Genomic DNA, 16066 nt, shown 5'->3' with positions numbered 1-16066 from the left:
CGGTTAGCTGACGCGGCTCCGAGTGCCTCTGCCACGCGCAACCGCACGGCGGGGAACCGGCGCCACCGCCTGCTCAGTTGTGAAGAGGGTGGGCTGAAGCAGTTGCTGCTCCAGCTGGTCCCATTCGTGATCACGCAGCAGGTGCGTCTTCAGGCTGCGAGCCGCATGCAAGGCGTACACCTCGCAGTCCAGCGCTTCGTTGCGTCGGCCTGCTTTTTTCTGCCAGACCATCTTGCTGGGGTTACGCGGGTGCGGCGCCAGCACCTCGTTGGTCACCTGCTCGTAGTAGTCCGAGCGAATCTCGCTGTACCAGTGCATCCGCCCCGGCCCTGCACCCTTGAGCTTCATCCGGCCATCGATCAGCGTCTTGGCCTTGTGGGTACCGACGATGTACACGCGTAGGCCGTACTTCGACGCCTTGGTGTTATCCTGGCTGGTGTCCGCAGACTGCGCCGGCTTGGTGAATATCTCCCGGTCCCGGCTGTCGATGGACGCGCCCTTGATCGCCATGATGTTGAAGCGCTGACGATCTCGAACGTAGGTGTACACCGCATCGCTGGTGTTACCGTCAGAGCTGTCGATGCTGACTGCTGATACGGCTAGCTGCGCACCGCTTTCGGTGGGTATGGGCGTTGCGATGATCTTGTCGAGCTCAGTCCATACAGGGTCGTGCGGATCGATGGGGTTGCCTGGAAGCTCGCCCCAGTACAATCGCCAAGACTCCTCGCCCCTCCCCCAACCAACCATGACCAGGGCAAGTCGATCACCCTGAACGTCGACGCCGACCGTGACCAGTAGCGTGCCCTTCGGAGCAGTCAGCTCGGCATAGGGCTCGGCACGCTTCTCCAGCTCGTCCGTCTTGGGCGCGTCGCTCTTGTACTCGTAGCTCTCACCCATTGAGCTGTTGGTGAAGGCAATCATCGGACCGATGTTGCCCAGCCGCGTGGCGTATTCCGCCTGCAGCTTCTTTTCCATCAGCACCTCGAAGCGGGAACCATGGAACTTGGCATACAGCTCATTGAGGATGTAGCCGGCGATACCACGGAATTCAGCCGTCGCTTCCCAGTAACCATGCGCGAGGTTGGCGTTCTTCTGATGGTCATCCCAGATCTCACCGCAGTGCGGGCACGCGTAGTAAGCCGTTTCCGGTCGGCGCTTGCCGTAGACCTCGTGGAAGTAGTGCTCGTCCTCGTCGCAGTGCAGATGATCGAAGCTGAGCGCGTGCGACTGGCCGCAGCCGTGGCACGGCACCAACCCAACGCGCTTGTCGGATAGCTCAAGCTCGGCGTCAATGGCAGACAAGCCCTTGATGGTCGGTGTGCCACCAATGATGATCTTCGACCGGCGGAACGTCTTGAGACGCTCCTTGGCCAGCTTGATGCTGTCCCCCTGCCCCCGCAGGTTGAGGTTGCAGTCATCAGGCTCTTCAATGGCAACTCGTGGCACCGGCGTGGACTTCACGCTGGCCGGGCTGTTGGAGCCCACCATTTTTAGGAAGCCGCCGGGGAAGCGCTTGAAGTCCTGGCGCTGCTGCAGCTTGCGACTACGCAGGTCAACCTTCTTCCGCAGCCGCTTGGTGGCCTCGATCATCGGCTCCAGCTTTTCCGCGACGTACTGCTTGGCCGCTTCAGCCTTGGGGAACAAGATCAAGATGGGCGAAGGGTCGAGATCGATCCACTTGCCGATGGCGTTACCCAGCACACCCGAAGTCCAGGCCACCTGGGCCGACTTGCGCCCCACGATCTCGAACACGTTCGGGTCGTCCAGCGCTTCGAGCGGTCCACCCGGCCAGATCAGGTGCGGAGTCATGTCGAAGCGGTACTTACCTGGTGCAGCTGACTCTTCGGGAGCGAGCCAGCGAAACCGGTCGGCCCACTCGGCGATGGTCATTCTTGGCGGGGGCGCCCACTTACGGCAGACCCGGCCCATGGCTTTACTCGCCGTCTTCTTCAGAGCCCTCCTCGTCGTCCGACTCGTCAGAATCCCCAGCGAGATCGTCGTCCTCGTCATACGCGGACAACCTCCTCAGTATTGATTCGATGGGCTCGCGGATCAGCTGGTCATCGACCTGCACGCCGTACTTGGCCGACAAGGTCGCCGCCAGCTCATCAGGGAAGGTATTGAGCAGTTCGATCTTTGCGGCAGTGATCACCGCCTCAAAGCGCTCAACCATTTCGGCCTCGATCACGACCTCGCCCAGCTCACGGGCCAACGCGATTTCTTCGCGGTCACCGCGCAACCGATCAAGGCGGTCGCGCGTCGATTCCTTCTTGCCGTTCAAGGCGGCCTGTCGCATCAGCCACTCGATCACCACCTGGGTGTCGTACTGGTTTTCGTTGCCTCGGCCAACGCCGAACTCGATCACTGGCATGCCGTCCTTCTGCCAACGGCTCAGGGTCCGCTCATCACGGCCGATGATCTCGCCCAGTTCGAGCTTGCTGACTGTCTTGCCCATCACTAAGTCCTTGAAAAGACAGACATCCCTGCAGGAATTTCAGCTGCAGGGAAACCGCGAGTCTGCGTACCCGTGTAGGGGGCGGCCCGGGGGGAGGACCCAAATTTGTCACCAAGCTCCGACCTTGGGCACCGGCAGTCTGCCCCAGGGTATCGCCTCAGCTTCAGCAAGACCGGCAGCACCGGCAGCACCGGCTGCGGGGCTTCTCCTGATAACGTCCCGAGGCCAATGCAATGCTCAATGCCTCTGCGATTACGTCTTTGGGGGTTTCATCAAGGGTCTTCGCCCAGTAATGTCGCGCACGCGTCAGGTCACAATCTCGCCGGACCTGCATGTCGATGTAACGCAGAACTTGCTCCCAGCTTTGGGGGCTTTTTTTCTCTTCTTTAGGAGTCAAGGACATGACTACCTCCAATATCCAACAATTTGATGAGATCACCGGACAAGTGCTCGGTGCGCTCTACGCAGAGTTCCCTGTCCCCCGCCATCTACTGATCAAGGAGTTCATTGAGGATGGTCTCAGCCCCGATGAACACACGGGGGTGAACATTGCGAATGAGAGAGGTGAGTTTTTTTTAGCCTGTATCGAATGGCTGGCCGATGCGGGCTATCTGACTTTTAAAGATCGATCCCACGGCAATGGTGTTGTAAATGCTGTGCTGACTGCCAAAGGGCTGGAAGCCCTTAAGGCGGTGCCTGCAAGCCTTTCCGTAGGTCCATCCCTGGGCGACCAACTCGTGAATGCCACAAAGAACGGCACCAAGAGTGTTCTCGGTAGCTTGGCAGGCGAGGTGCTGTCCGTCGGTTCTCGCCTCGTGACCGCTCACTTTGGGCTACCGAGCTAATCGGCCACCAAATGTTCCTGTCCTAATCGGCACTAGACTGGCTGGGCGATGGCATCTCGCTGACGCCCAGCCGCTTGGCAGCCCAGCGCATGTAGAGGTTGATCGCGACATCGGCACCGGCCATCGCAGCCAAGCAACCAACAGCCGCCGCCGCCCACACCGAAACACCGAGGGCGTACAGCAGCATGTTGGTCGAAAGCCCGCAGGTCACACAGGCACCAGAGCGCAACGCCAGCCGTCGCATCAGCCCCCAACCGCGAGCGCCCGCCATGTCCGCCCGCCACATCTCTCCCGAAACACCGCCGACCAGGGACAGCACGATCACCATCCAGATCGGCAGTTCGGCTAACGTTTGTTGCTCGCTGTTCATGTAAGCCTCGTTGGCAAAGCACAGCACCGGAAATAGAAAACCCCGCCGGGTGGCAGGGTTCTCAATGCGCCGAAAGGTCGGAGCGGGTTGCACAGCACAGTGCTTGTGGGGAAGCGCCTAAGCGCACTTTTGATATCGTGGGGCCTTTTTACATGCCACCGGAAAAACCGAAAAGGGGCTATTTTCGGTTCGTCGCAATGTGGTGGCTATGGAGCGTCGATGTTGCTCACATGTCGCATAGTCACCCGACGAACGGTTTGCTCACGTACCCGTCCAGCCCTTGCTGCCAAGATGGCAAAGACCTGCAAGTGCAGGGCCTTTACCCAGTTCCGGTAGGTTCGGTCGGCGTCCTCAGCCAGCCCAACCTCGCGCATCTGCTCCCGTACCGTTGCTCCATGCAGGTAGCGAAGGTGTGCCAGCTTGGCCAGGATTGCCCCTCGCCCATCACGCCGCTCCAGCTGGACTACCGCTGCGTCGACTTCTGCTGCTGCGTGATCAAGACCAGCACCACCGACCAAGATGCGCGACCCTGACGATCCACCACGCGGTGCAGCGCCCTTCCATTCCATGATGCTGCCCATCTGGCTACTAAGGCTGGCTTCCAGCCCAAGCTGTGCTCGGCGCTCCCCCCAATGCTTCATCAGCTCTCCGATCAGGCGCAGGCGCTCGGCTTGATCGATGAGCTGCGCCATTTCGACCTGGTGAAGCATGAGCTGCACCTGGCTTTGCATGCGCAATTCAAGATCTTTCGTCATTGCCCGCCCTCCCCAAGCAGTACCCAACACATATTTAGCCAACCCAACACAAACCCAACACACTCGAAACCCAATAAATTCAATGGATTAGATCTATCCGAGTTGAGTGTGTTGGGTGTGTTGGGTTTTTCAGGGTTCACATAGAGATTTCTTACCCCCTCGAAAACGCTGTTAGAAAAAAATCGCGTGCGCGCGCGCGTGCGAAAACCCAACACACCCAACACACACACCCGCGACGCCAAGAAATCCGGGGCTTTGAATTGTGTTGGCTTGCAGGAACCAACCCAACACCAACCCAACACACCCAACACACTTACCGGCGTAGTCATGCTGCAAGCCTCTTGATGTGGTCCCAACCGTCCACGCTCCATCCCGCTAGCTTGGCTCGAGCACGCCACTCGACGACGTTCTTGCCCAGCTCGGCCGACTTCATGGATGGGGGCAGGGAAGGATCACCGTCGTTGGGAAAGAAGAACGCCGCGAAACGCCGCGCACTGCCATCCGTCCAGGGGATAGCGCGTGTCTTCTCCACCTTCGCACTGAGCATCAGCGAGAACTTGGTGTGGCTCATTGCGTTCTCTTTGTTGTGAGAGCACCACTCAAGGAACATGGCGTACACGTCCGAAGTCAGGCAGCAGCCCCATAGGCCGTGCCCGAGCTCGCCCGCTCGCCAGAGATAGAAGAAGGTTTGCCAGGCAGTGCGACTCAGCTCAACCAACCGCTGACGGGCCTCTGTTTTGGGTGGGCGTGTGCGCTGGTTAAAGTCCCCCAGGTCCACGTCCAGCAGCCAGCCGTACAGGGCCGCAACCCCGCCGTTGGCCAGCTCTCTCGCAATCGCCTTCTGCCGCTCGGCAGGCAAGGTCTCCAGCGGCCACATCACCAGCATTCGGCGATCATCTTCGCTGATCGGCCACGGCATAATCTCGTTGCTCAGAAACGCCGAGTTCATGTGGTTGGCCTCCTCCCAACCGTTGATGAACTTCGACTCCATTCGGACCGTCTTGCCGGTGATCATGTGCTTGATCTTGCCGACCTGGTTGTAACGTTGGTCGCGGCTAACGACTTCTTCGAAGACGGCCCACAGCTTGCCGCTCTGCCAGGCGTTGAAGTTGCCTTCCAACTGCGTCTGCCCAACCGTGGCGCCGTAACGCCCGTAGAGCTCCCCCATGATGTCCGCGAACAGCAGGCTCTTGCCTGAGCCCTCCATGGTGGAATGGAACAAGATCGCGGTATCCATCTTCGCCCCCATGTTCTGCAGCGGATAGGCGAGCCAGTTCACCAGCCACTCCAGTGCCTCAGCGTCATGGTTGCAGAGGAACGAGATCAGCCAGCGCAAGTTCTCACAGGCGGCGTCATCCCGCACCGGCTGATGAGGTAAGCCCTCGAAGGTGTTGATGTAGATGGCTGGGTCCTTGGTCATCGTCGGGTCGAACACGATATGGTCGACATCAACCACTCGACGATTCGGACTGTTCAGCCAGAGTTGATAAGCATCGCCCAGCGCCATCTTGACGCTCCCCTCAGGTAGACGACGCTTCTTCTCCCGGTCCCAAGCCTCTTTGGTGCCGTCGATGTAGACATAGCGATCCAGCGGGTCAAGATTCAGCGCCCCGCCCTTCTTGCTCGACATCTTGCGGCCCTGTTCGAGCTCCTTGACCTGCTCGGCGGAGACCAACTTTTTGTCAGTCCTCTCCATCCATTGTTTCGCAAGGGGCTTGCCGACCAGCGCCTCAAAGCCTGATCGCTTCATCGACTGACCTTTGTCCATGTCCCACACATTCGTGGTGCCTTCGACCAGGGCGAATCGACGCATAGCACTCTTCAATACCAGGCCCTCTCCCCCTGCCCCCCCATCGGCCGAGGAGCCGGCCGAGCTGGCAACGGTCGGAACGCTAGTGTCAGGCTGGACAGTTGCATCAGCAGCGGTTTCGTCGTGCCCGGCCTGCTCTCCCATTGATGGGGCACGGGGAAGTTCACCCAGCGTCGGCGGCGCAGGCGGGCGTGACTTGGCATCGATGCCGAGAATCTGCGCAGCCGCCCTGGTCGCTGCACGCTGATCACCGTTGTGCACCAAGATGCAGAAGACGTCGAAGGCATCGTTTTTGTGCCCGTTGGCCAGCGGGTCCGAGGTATGGTGGGAGTAGAGTTTGTCATCCGTGATGCTCACGCCCGGCAGCCCCGAGCTGCTTTGCGGGCACAACCACTTCCCGCCCACACGCTTATAGCCATGCGCTTCAATGATCGTGGCGATGTCATGGCGGCGGTTGAATTCGGGGATCACCTCTGGCAGTGAGTCTCCCGTTCGGGCAACTGCGGGCTTCGGCATGGTGGCTGGCCGAGCCGATGCGGCCTGCTTAGGTCTCCACGGGCAAAGCGCCTCTCCTATCGACTTGAATTCTTCCCACTCCTGCCAGATAGCCAGCAGCTCAGGAGGTAGCTCAGGGAGGCCCTTTGCATCTGGTGCATTACGCCACGTGTACGGTTTACCGGTGCCAGGGTGGATGGATGGCGGCAGCACGTCCTGCACCAAGCCGGCGCGCAACTCGAACACAGTGAGCTTCTTGAACGGCTCCGCCGCCAAGCGGAAAGCCGCCTCACGGCCCGCGTCCCTCTGTTCAACAGCAGCCCGTACCTGAACCATGAGCCCTTTATGGATAGTGCCATCGGGGTCATTCTGGTTAGGCCACACCAATGCGTGCTTCTTCAGCTCCACGCCCTCGGGGACGCGGAACATGATACGGAAGCGCGCGGGATTGCCCACCGAGGTCGGGTAGGCAGCAGCGAGCGCATCGACATCGAGGCCATGCGTCTGCTGCAAAACCAACCGCGTAAACTCGACATCATCTACATCCAGCGAGCAGACATTACTTGGCCCAAGCACAACTCCAAGGTTGTGGCTCGGGTTAGCCTTCCAGAACTGATGAGCACTCGCGGTATCAGTGAAGTAGCCACCAGGCCTGTTCCAGCCGTCACCCGTCGGCCCCTTTTTGCCCGGCTCGATGGGAACCAGGGCAAGACCGAAGGTTTCAATGTAACGCCGCGCCCAATCAGCTGTGGTAGGAGTTGGGCGCTCGCTCATCGCCGGCGCTCCCGCAGCTCCTGGCAACTGATGCAGGTTTCGCAGCCCTGTACCAGTTGCTGCCGCTTCAGAGGTATGGCTTCACCACAGTCATCACAGAACTGGGCGCTTGGCTTAACGGGGCGGTTCGCATGCCGCCGAAGCGCAGCCTGCAGCAAGTACTCGGCCTGTTCGCTGGCCATGTCCAACGGATCGGGAATGTTAGCCATTGCAACGATCCTCCATCGCCTGGCGCGCACCGGCCATGATGGATAACACCTGGCGGATAACATCCATCCCCCGTTGCTCCAGGTCCAGTACCTCTGCCGGAGTCCAGACGTTGTCGGAGGCCCCATCGTGCAGGCTACCTACGAACTCACCCGACTCCTCAAGGAGCTTGGCGACCGCCTTCAGTGCATCATTCGTTGCCGGCACGGGCTCAGGGCGATACCACACGGCTCCTGCCGGACGAACCAAGGCGTCGAGCAGGCGCGGATCCGCGGTCCACTGCACGATCTCTTCCAGCTCGTCAGGGGTTGGCCAGCGACGCTCTTCGTTGTGGTGAAGCTTCTTCTGCAGGGTATCCACCTCAAGCCCCATGTCGAAGGCCAACTTGGTGATACCACCGCGATAATCACGACCTGCGCGGTAAAGCGCCTGCCGCAATGTGAGGACCGGGCCAGCGCCCGGCAATAGATCGATGCGACTCATAACCGTAAAACCTCGATTTACGGTGTAGTCACAGGAACAGGTAGGACCTATCCTACAACCACGACCGATGTGCTGTGCGTCGTCGTCGCTGGACTGGGGAGGTGAGAGGCCCCGGTCCAGCACCTTAATTTCTGGCTTTTCTCAAGTAGGCCCAATCGATATCAGGCCGCATCACTTCACAACGGATCACTCCGTTCGTTTCCCGGTCCAGGCTTACCGCCAAACCGGCACTCGCACGACGATTCCCATAAGCCACTTGTTTCAGCTGGCCCGCAGACGTCCCGCAGCGGCGTGCAAAGGCCGCAAGCCCTTCCTTGTCCATCGTTTTCAAGTAGTCGCTAAGCGTCATACACACCTCCATTGGCGGCGAGATTAGCAATTGCTAATCAGCAAAACAATAGCATCTTGTAATTTACTGTTTGCTAACGGAAAGCAATCATCACCGGATGGATATCAACGAAAGGCGTATCGCCTCCCTCCGCAAGATCATGGGGACCATGAGCCAGAAGGAATTTGCCGAGGCTCATGACCTGGACGCGTCGTATCTGTCGCAACTGTTGAACGGCCATCGCAAGCTGGGGGAGAAGGCTGCGCTCAATCTAGAGCTCAAGATCGGGCTTACTGCAGGGACGCTAACCTCTCCGCAACCGGAGGGTCCCACTCACAAAGCCCTGGATAACGTCGTTCAGCTCTCGGCGCGAGCCACCAAAGACAAGAACTTCGTCCTGATCCCGTACCTCGACATTGCGGCATCGATGGGGCATGGCAAGGCAGCCCCCTATATGCACATTGAAGTGATCCGCGACATGACCGTGCACCTCGACTGGCTGAGGATGCAGGGCCTTACGTTCTCTAAAGTCGACAACCTGGCGATCATCTCTGGCAACGGCGACAGCATGACTGGGACGTTTGCCGATGGTGACGCGCTGCTGGTTGACCGCGGAATCACCGAGGTCAAAACAGACGCCATCTACGTCTTCACTCTGGACGGAGACCTGTACATCAAGCGCCTGCAGCGGCTTACAGGCGGTCAGCTGAGAATGATCTCGGACAACCCGATCTATCCTCCCATCACCATCGACTTATCGATGATCGACCGCATGCATATTCAGGCCCGCGTGCTGCTCGCCTGGAACGCTAAAAAGCTCTAACGCCCGCCTCTTTCCGCAGATACCGGCCATCAGGCAGGTACTGCTACGCTAAAAATATTTAGCATTTGCTATTGTCTTGTATTTTAGCTTTTGCTAATTTCGACCCGTGTCACCCTCTCACGCAAAGGACACGGACAATGAGAACAGCACAGCACAAAGGACCGGGAACGGTTCTAATCCACCCCACAGCCTGCAGCAGCTTGCAGAAAATCCTTGCCTTCCAGCGCCGCACCGGCTTGCAGCTAGTCATCACCGGCACCGGTACCGTTCAAGCCGTCCCCTCTCAATCCGCAGGGGGTGCCGCATGAGCGAATACACCCTCTCTCTGAAACGAGTGATGCTGCTGCAAAAGACGCTGGAAGACGGCGGCACTACTACCTGCCCGCTGCGCCGACCAGAAACGACGATGGACGCGGAGATTGAAGTCGAGAACGACAGCCAGGCCCACCGCCTGAGCGTTCGCTTTGGCCCGCTCACCAGCTCGATCACGCTCAAGCGTGGCGACTCTGCCAAGTACATGGCCCTGCGTGACTTCCTACAAGACGTGGCGAACGGCCGGACCGATTCTGGCCAGCTGTCGCAGGAAGACATCGACTTGAGGGAGGCGCTAGACAGCGTAAACACCGTCATCCGTGCCGATCAGATCGCCTACATCACCGCCACCACCAACCCAGAGTTACCGGTTGGCGCAGTAGTGACCAATGACCTGGGAGAGATCTGCGCTGCCGCCACCGGCACTTGCAAAGAGCACCTCGCTCAAGTCATCCGCACCCAGCTCCGGCCCGCCCAAGAGGGGCTCGGGGAGCGCGCATGAGCAGCACGCTGGAGCAATTGCGCAGCCAGTGGAGCACGCCCTGCCCCACGTTGACGGCTGTAAGGGAGCACTACTTCTCCCACATCGGGACTGACCGCCGCTTCCGGGAGCTGATCAATAAAGGCCAGATCAAGTTGAAGCTCAAGAAGCTGCACAACTCGGCAAAGGCACAACACGTGATCTACCTCCACGACCTGGCCGAGTACCTCGACCGCCAGGCGGAAGAGACAAAGCAGTCGGCTTAACCAGACGGCCCCGGTCTACAGGGGCAACCAGCTCGCCGTCGACCTCTCACTTACACCGATGGCGGGCAGTTCGGAGCACAGCACATGCAACCCTTCCAATACGCACTCAGCGCCGGGATTGTCCTACTCTTCGTCTTGGCGGTCCTGCCCTACTTGTTCGCTGCAGCCCGTCGCCGGGCACATGAAGAAGGCAAGGAAATTGGCTTGGCGGAACACAACGCCACACATGCCCAACGGCTCAGAATGCTGAACGAAGAACTGGCAGAACTCGCCGTACAACGCGAAGCCGACCAGCGCAAACACCTCAAAACCGTGGCAAACCTCAAGCTCACCATCAGTGAGCTCGAGGAGCGAATCATGTCCTACACCTGCATGCCGGTGACCAGGGCCGATTACGAGCTGCTGACAAAGGTCGGCGAAACACTGCAGCTCGCGCATCGCACCATGAAAGCCTTGAAGTCGGATCAGCAGGCGAGCCGAGCTGCCGCACAGGCGCTCTGTGTTGATTCGCTCGCCAAGCGCATTCACGCCCAGTTGCGCGGCACGCTTGCCACGGCATCGACTGCGGAGGCTGCAGCATGACCACCGTTATCCAACGAAGCTGCCTCGTTGATGGCCGCATAACCAAGCACAATCATCTCTGGGAAACAGTGGACCCATACGACGGCGGTTATCACATCTGCAAGAAGTGCAAACTCGGCTCTCAAGGCGAGCGCCTTGCAACACCTTGCCCCGTATCCGACGCCGAGTATCACGCCGTCGCTTGGCTCGGCCAGGCCGGGCTGTACCGAACTCGATTTGAGGCCGTGCGCAACTTTGAACAATCCGTAGCGCCGGTTACCGCCGAGGAGTTGTTCAACCTTGCCAGCGAGCAGGTGCTAAGCCAGCTCAATGAGGGTCGGCAATCGGCCCGCCCCAACAGCATAGTGCCGAATTCACAGGAACAGGAGGGCCATGCGTGAACACAGCCTTTGTTTTGATGGCACAGTACAACGGCATGGCGATTATCTCGCTCGAAAAGGTATGCGCGGACTACTTCACGCACCTCACGCCGCTCGTATTCCAGCGCAAGGTGCTGGCCGGGGAGATCAAGCTGCCTATCACCCGACTTGAACCGAGCCAGAAGAGCGCCCGAGGCATACACATCGCCGATCTGGCCCTATACCTAGACCAACAGAGGGATGCTGCGCGCAAAGAGTGTGCGCAATTGAACAAGAGGTGACGGGCAAGCTGATACGGGAATTACACCCCAATTTATCAGTGTCGGACGTCCGTCCGGAACATCTCGCAACATCCGCCCCCTTCCACCCAGTCGAAATCGCCTTGGCCACCTTGCGTCAATGGCCGCCTACAATCGGCGGCTATCGACGCACCCCAAAATCGGCTAGATCGGAACGGCAGGAATGCCCAAATCCATTACGCGATAGTGACCGCTTCCGACCCGAAGCTGCCAGTCAGCAACTACACAGCCCAGCCAAAAGCGGTCATTAAGGGAAAGTCAGAAACGATCTATCGTTGACGGTTGTGATGGTCAGCTCTCAACGAAGCACTAATTTGTCGTCTATGGAATGATGCCTCAAATTATGTGGCGGGTGTCCTACCCCCCCACACCACGACCCTATCTACCTGGTAGTTTTTCAAACCATCGACGCGATGATGGCAAAGCGGTATCGTAAGAGGGTTGCAGCCTTAAAAACACCTAAAAAGAGAACACACAGTGGGCGTGCCCAACAGTACTGCTAAAGATTTGGTTACATTGCACACTATGGCTTGGCAGTGCTTATCGCCGCGAAGATGGCTGCTCTCCCGACGAGCAACCATCGCTCACCTATGACTCTTATTTTAGAAACTTCCTGCTAATAGAGGATAAAAATTGAACATTACAAGTGTCTCCATAGCAAAGCTATTCGGCATCTTTAACCATGAAATCCCATTCAATCAGGAAAGCGGCGTAACTATAGTTATTGGGGAAAACGGAATTGGTAAAACAAAAATACTTGAAGCCGTAAACGCTGTGTTTAATAACGATTACAACTTCCTAAGCGAATTAGATTTTGAGAAGTTAACCATACACTTCGACAATAAAGAGTCCTGGGAGTTCTCCAAGGCTTTATCTGATGAGGATTCCGCTCTTTACGTATACAGACGAAGCACGAACGCAAAATTCAAGCCTGAGAAATTTTTTAGCTATGGAAGAAAGACTGGCTACGACAATCGAAATCTGCGCGCTATTGAAATACAACTAGAGCATCTGCGCAATGAGATGATACATAGTCATCGCATGTACGAAGCCAGAGATCTGGAAAGGCTTATGATAGAGCGTCATTATATGGAAAGGAATCTAGGCCGCAATCGTGAAAAAACAATGCCTCCAAAGTGGCTAATCGACGAATCGAACAAGATAAATGTTAGATTAATTGAAACCCAGCGCATAATAACGCGCAACGAAAGCGCCAAAGACTCATACAGGAGTATGGTCACGCAATGCTCTAACGAGCTAAAAGATCTTATTTCAAATGCAATTAAATCATCTGCGGATATTACTTCAGCACTCGACAGTACGTATCCCAATAGACTAGTAAAAAACCTTAGGGAAAAAACGGATTACACATATGCTCAGCTGAATGAGGAGCTGTCAGATTTAAATGAAAAACGAAAATACTTATCAGCGGCAGGGTTAGTGGTAGACGCACAAGACTCAGAGCTTGCAGTTATTCAGGACGAACATAACGACCTCATAGTCATATCAATGAAACAATACGTCGAGGATAGCAAATTAAAACTTGAACCATACGAGAACCTTGCGAAAAAGATAAGTCTGTTCATGAGCATTCTTAGTAATCGCTTCAAGCACAAAAGATTAAAAGTGAGTAAAGAAGACGGGCTAGAATTCTCATCAATTATAAACGACAAAAGAGACAAGCCGATAGGAATTGATCTAACAAAGTTATCTTCAGGGGAGCAGCATGAGCTAGTTTTGTTTTACAAACTCATCTTCAACTCAACTCCCGGGGACTTAATCCTCATCGATGAGCCTGAGCTTTCATTACATATCTCATGGCAAAATCAATTTATTGACGATTTGAAGCGCGTCGCTGAAATCAATAAATTCACTGCAGTAATTGCAACACATTCACCAGACATTATTTCCTCCAACTGGGATCTGCGAGTCGAGCTAGAGGGGATTGAGTAATTGGAACAGTACATCACCCCTGAGCGAATTGCCAACTCGCTTATGCAGGACACACGATTTAAAGGTACTCACATATTAGTGGAGGGTACCAAAGACTTGAAGGTCTACACAAAGTTTTTCAATCGCGAAACAGTAAGATTAACGCAAACAACAGGGAAATATAAACTTAGAGAAGCGTATGGGATTTTATCTTCTAGAGGGTTCACGAGAAAAATCGCGATAAGGGACGCTGATTTTTTACGTATCAAAGGAAATGCAAAATTTGAACAGGACTTCAAAGACGATATCTTTGTGACAGATGGTCATGACTCGGAAGTAATGATGATCATGGTTGATACATTGGAAGATTTACTATCGGTCGGAGCAGACCAACAAGCATTATGCTCTTTTGAGGAAAAAACGAACTCTACGATCAAGAAAGTAGTACTAGACCTCGCCTATCTAACCGGCTGCCTTCGGCTTGCTGATAAAAGAGAAAACCTTGGTCTATCTTTCAAGCCAGCGTCATCAGATGGAAATAGAATAAAATTTAGAAAATTCATATGCGAAAAAACCTTGTCCTTAAACATAGATCAGATGATTCATATCATCTGGGAGTATTCAAAGAACAGACAAAAGATAGTCAGCACCAAGCAGGTGATACGTGCTGCATTCGACAAAATTCTTCTACAGGAAAATAACTATGAAGATATGATCAATGGGCATGACGTTGCTGAAATCGTCTGCATTATTGCCTCTGGAGCATTGAAAAGCAAGAGCAACATCTTCCAACACCCAGACCGAGTTGAAGAGTCATTAGCGCTTTCCTTTGATCGCGTCAAATTTAGAAAAACCAACCTGTTTCAGGATATTAATCGATGGCAGGATGGACGTAATCTAGTGGGTTTATTTTCAGAATAACAAATAGAGAGCACTGGCGTTGCGAGGTTGGTTTTTTTGCTATAGCGCCACCTCTGGAAACCCTGGATAAATTGCTGTTTTGGTACAGCAATTATCCTCCGGCAGTCATGCGATTTAACTTTTATCATGTGCCTCCTTACACAGGAATATCTGCGCATGGCCGATTGTGTATGCCACCGCTGGCAGATTTTGTCGTTCTTCGCCAAGCAAGAGTTGCTACTTGTGACCGTTAGCTACCCGTTGCGGACGGCAGTAATGGGCCTAAAGCGGCCACTCCTGCCTGACAGATCCATCCAAGGCAGTGTTATGCGCAGTGCCGAACATGGACGCTTCGTGCCGGTAAAACCATGCAATGTACTAGGAGGTCCGATGCGGCCGATTCGTCAAGACGAGTACAAGTGATGGTCAAATCTGCGCATACCCCGACCAACTACTCAATCCGTGCGCCTAGGGTGACTGAGGCCTGGATAATCCGCTCTAACCAACTCCATTCCATATATCGATCACCACGCCCCCTCAGATGGGTGTAACGCCGCAGCGAGTTCCAGTCACGATGACCGGAAACACTCGATACACGCGGGATGTCCCAATCCATTTCGAACAACCGGCTCACACCTTCGTGGCGCAGATCGTGAAAATGCAGATCCTCCACGCCAACCATTTTGCACGCCCTGGACCAGGCCGTGCCGATTGAGTCGGTGTTGTAAGGGAAGATCTCAGCGCACTGACGCGGCATGCTTTGCACAATCGCCCATGCCTCATCCGGCAGATGACACCACACATCGTTGCCGATCTTCTGCCCGGGGTTCTTCATGTTCCGCACTTTAACCGCCTGGCGGTGCTCATCCAGATCCTCCCACACGATGCGAGCGATCTCGTCCATGCGGCGCGTAGAAAAAATGGCAAACGCCACGACCTTCGGCATATGAATGACTGTCGGACGCCGTGCAAGCATCTCGAAAAAGTGCTCAAGCACCTTGTCGAGCTCTTCGAGCGTTGGCCTACGATCCCGCTCCCGGCTTTTCATGTTGTAGCCGAGTCGCTTCAGGACAAGGCGTGCGTCGGGCATAGCCTGGGGGTTGATTTCGTACTCCCACGCTGCCCTGGCCAGCGACAACACTGAACCCAAGTGAGCCAGATCATTGCCGGCTGTCTGCGGCTTGATGGCACCACCTGCAGGACTCATACGCCATAGGGCATAGTCCACCAGAGCTTGCTGGCTGATGTCAGAATCGACCATCTCACCCAGATAGCTGTTCTTGATGGCGTTCAGCGTGCGTCGCTTAGTCTCGCCCAGAGGCCGAGCTTTCTCGGCCTCAACCAGATAGCGATCGATCATATGTTTGACTGTGTGCCCTACCCGGTTGGCGCGCTCGATAGCACCAGGCTCAGCCAACTCGGTTTCCCTCCGCTTCGCCCAGGCCACTGCAGCCTGTTTGCGGGCGAACGTTTGACTCTCTTGGTAAACTGTCACCTTGTCGCGATTAATGCGGATCTGGACGAGGTAGCTGCTGCTGCCATCAGCCTTTTTACGCGTTCTGATCGTTGCCATCTGAGATTGGTACACGT

General features: G+C 56.0%; 18 protein-coding genes. 9 read left to right on the top strand and 9 right to left on the bottom strand.

The annotated features are described in order from the left end of the window. Nucleotides 1-3: 3 nt before the first annotated feature. Nucleotides 4-1890 (bottom strand): phage terminase large subunit family protein, encoded by a 1887-nt coding sequence (locus N436_RS02565; RefSeq protein WP_177410865.1) that lies wholly within the window; start codon nucleotides 1888-1890, stop codon nucleotides 4-6. 43 nt (nucleotides 1891-1933) lie between these two features. Next, complete coding sequence (locus N436_RS02560) at nucleotides 1934-2455, bottom strand: terminase small subunit (protein WP_110740341.1); 522 nt, start codon at nucleotides 2453-2455, stop codon at nucleotides 1934-1936. Between the two features lie 401 nt (nucleotides 2456-2856). Here N436_RS02560 and N436_RS02555 point away from each other — a divergent pair, with 401 nt between their 5' ends. Then, the gene (locus N436_RS02555) at nucleotides 2857-3300 is read left to right on the top strand and encodes a hypothetical protein (RefSeq protein ID WP_110740340.1); all 444 of its coding nucleotides are present in this window, start codon (nucleotides 2857-2859) and stop codon (nucleotides 3298-3300) included. A gap of 22 nt (nucleotides 3301-3322) precedes the next feature. Here the strand turns inward: N436_RS02555 and N436_RS02550 are convergent, their stop codons facing one another. The 6 genes from N436_RS02550 to N436_RS02525 form a co-directional block, all read right to left on the bottom strand. Then, complete coding sequence (locus tag N436_RS02550; RefSeq protein WP_110740339.1) at nucleotides 3323-3670, bottom strand: phage holin family protein; 348 nt, start codon at nucleotides 3668-3670, stop codon at nucleotides 3323-3325. 206 nt (nucleotides 3671-3876) lie between these two features. After that, nucleotides 3877-4380 (bottom strand): hypothetical protein, encoded by a 504-nt coding sequence (locus N436_RS02545; protein WP_371920891.1) that lies wholly within the window; start codon nucleotides 4378-4380, stop codon nucleotides 3877-3879. Nucleotides 4381-4750: 370 nt separating this feature from the next. Then, nucleotides 4751-7504 (bottom strand): bifunctional DNA primase/polymerase, encoded by a 2754-nt coding sequence (locus N436_RS02540; RefSeq protein WP_110740337.1) that lies wholly within the window; start codon nucleotides 7502-7504, stop codon nucleotides 4751-4753. After that, entirely contained in the window at nucleotides 7501-7704 is a 204-nt protein-coding gene (locus N436_RS02535) for a TraR/DksA C4-type zinc finger protein (RefSeq protein WP_061203592.1), read from the bottom strand. The genes N436_RS02540 and N436_RS02535 overlap by 4 nt, the downstream gene beginning before the upstream one ends. A gap of 1 nt (nucleotide 7705) precedes the next feature. Next, nucleotides 7706-8194 (bottom strand): phage regulatory CII family protein, encoded by a 489-nt coding sequence (locus N436_RS02530; protein WP_061203477.1) that lies wholly within the window; start codon nucleotides 8192-8194, stop codon nucleotides 7706-7708. A 124-nt stretch (nucleotides 8195-8318) separates the two neighbouring features. Then, on the bottom strand, nucleotides 8319-8543 hold the full coding sequence (locus N436_RS02525; protein ID WP_016485750.1) for a YdaS family helix-turn-helix protein: 225 nt from the start codon (nucleotides 8541-8543) through the stop codon (nucleotides 8319-8321). 97 nt (nucleotides 8544-8640) lie between these two features. Here N436_RS02525 and N436_RS02520 point away from each other — a divergent pair, with 97 nt between their 5' ends. From N436_RS02520 to N436_RS02485, 8 genes are all read left to right on the top strand, one after another. Continuing rightward, nucleotides 8641-9345, top strand: coding sequence for a LexA family transcriptional regulator (locus N436_RS02520; protein WP_110740336.1), 705 nt, complete (start codon nucleotides 8641-8643; stop codon nucleotides 9343-9345). Between the two features lie 304 nt (nucleotides 9346-9649). After that, nucleotides 9650-10159 carry a hypothetical protein gene (locus N436_RS02515; protein WP_110740335.1) on the top strand — a complete coding sequence of 170 codons (510 nt, stop codon included), beginning with the start codon at nucleotides 9650-9652 and terminating at the stop codon, nucleotides 10157-10159. Continuing rightward, a complete protein-coding gene (locus N436_RS02510) occupies nucleotides 10156-10404 on the top strand; it encodes a pyocin activator PrtN family protein (protein ID WP_110740334.1) in 249 nt (82 codons plus the stop codon). Before N436_RS02515 ends, N436_RS02510 begins: the two co-directional genes overlap by 4 nt. Nucleotides 10405-10488: 84 nt before the next feature. Continuing rightward, nucleotides 10489-10986 carry a hypothetical protein gene (locus tag N436_RS02505; RefSeq protein ID WP_110740333.1) on the top strand — a complete coding sequence of 166 codons (498 nt, stop codon included), beginning with the start codon at nucleotides 10489-10491 and terminating at the stop codon, nucleotides 10984-10986. After that, nucleotides 10983-11366, top strand: a complete 384-nt coding sequence (locus N436_RS28655) for a hypothetical protein (protein WP_256589872.1) — start codon at nucleotides 10983-10985, stop codon at nucleotides 11364-11366. Before N436_RS02505 ends, N436_RS28655 begins: the two co-directional genes overlap by 4 nt. Continuing rightward, nucleotides 11363-11626, top strand: a complete 264-nt coding sequence (locus tag N436_RS02495; protein ID WP_110740332.1) for a pyocin activator PrtN family protein — start codon at nucleotides 11363-11365, stop codon at nucleotides 11624-11626. Before N436_RS28655 ends, N436_RS02495 begins: the two co-directional genes overlap by 4 nt. 651 nt (nucleotides 11627-12277) lie before the next feature. After that, a complete protein-coding gene (locus N436_RS02490; protein WP_110740331.1) occupies nucleotides 12278-13597 on the top strand; it encodes an AAA family ATPase in 1320 nt (439 codons plus the stop codon). Continuing rightward, a complete protein-coding gene (locus N436_RS02485) occupies nucleotides 13598-14497 on the top strand; it encodes a DUF4435 domain-containing protein (protein WP_110740330.1) in 900 nt (299 codons plus the stop codon). A gap of 430 nt (nucleotides 14498-14927) precedes the next feature. Here N436_RS02485 and N436_RS02480 read toward each other — a convergent pair whose 3' ends face one another. Further along, entirely contained in the window at nucleotides 14928-16049 is a 1122-nt protein-coding gene (locus N436_RS02480) for a site-specific integrase (RefSeq protein ID WP_110740416.1), read from the bottom strand. Between the last annotated feature and the right edge of the window lie 17 nt (nucleotides 16050-16066).

It is taken from the genome of Pseudomonas sp. RV120224-01b, from assembly GCF_003208145.1.
GTDB lineage: Bacteria > Pseudomonadota > Gammaproteobacteria > Pseudomonadales > Pseudomonadaceae > Aquipseudomonas > Aquipseudomonas monteilii.
Note: the sequence above shows the minus strand (reverse complement) of the source record. Positions and strands in the feature narration are given on the sequence as shown.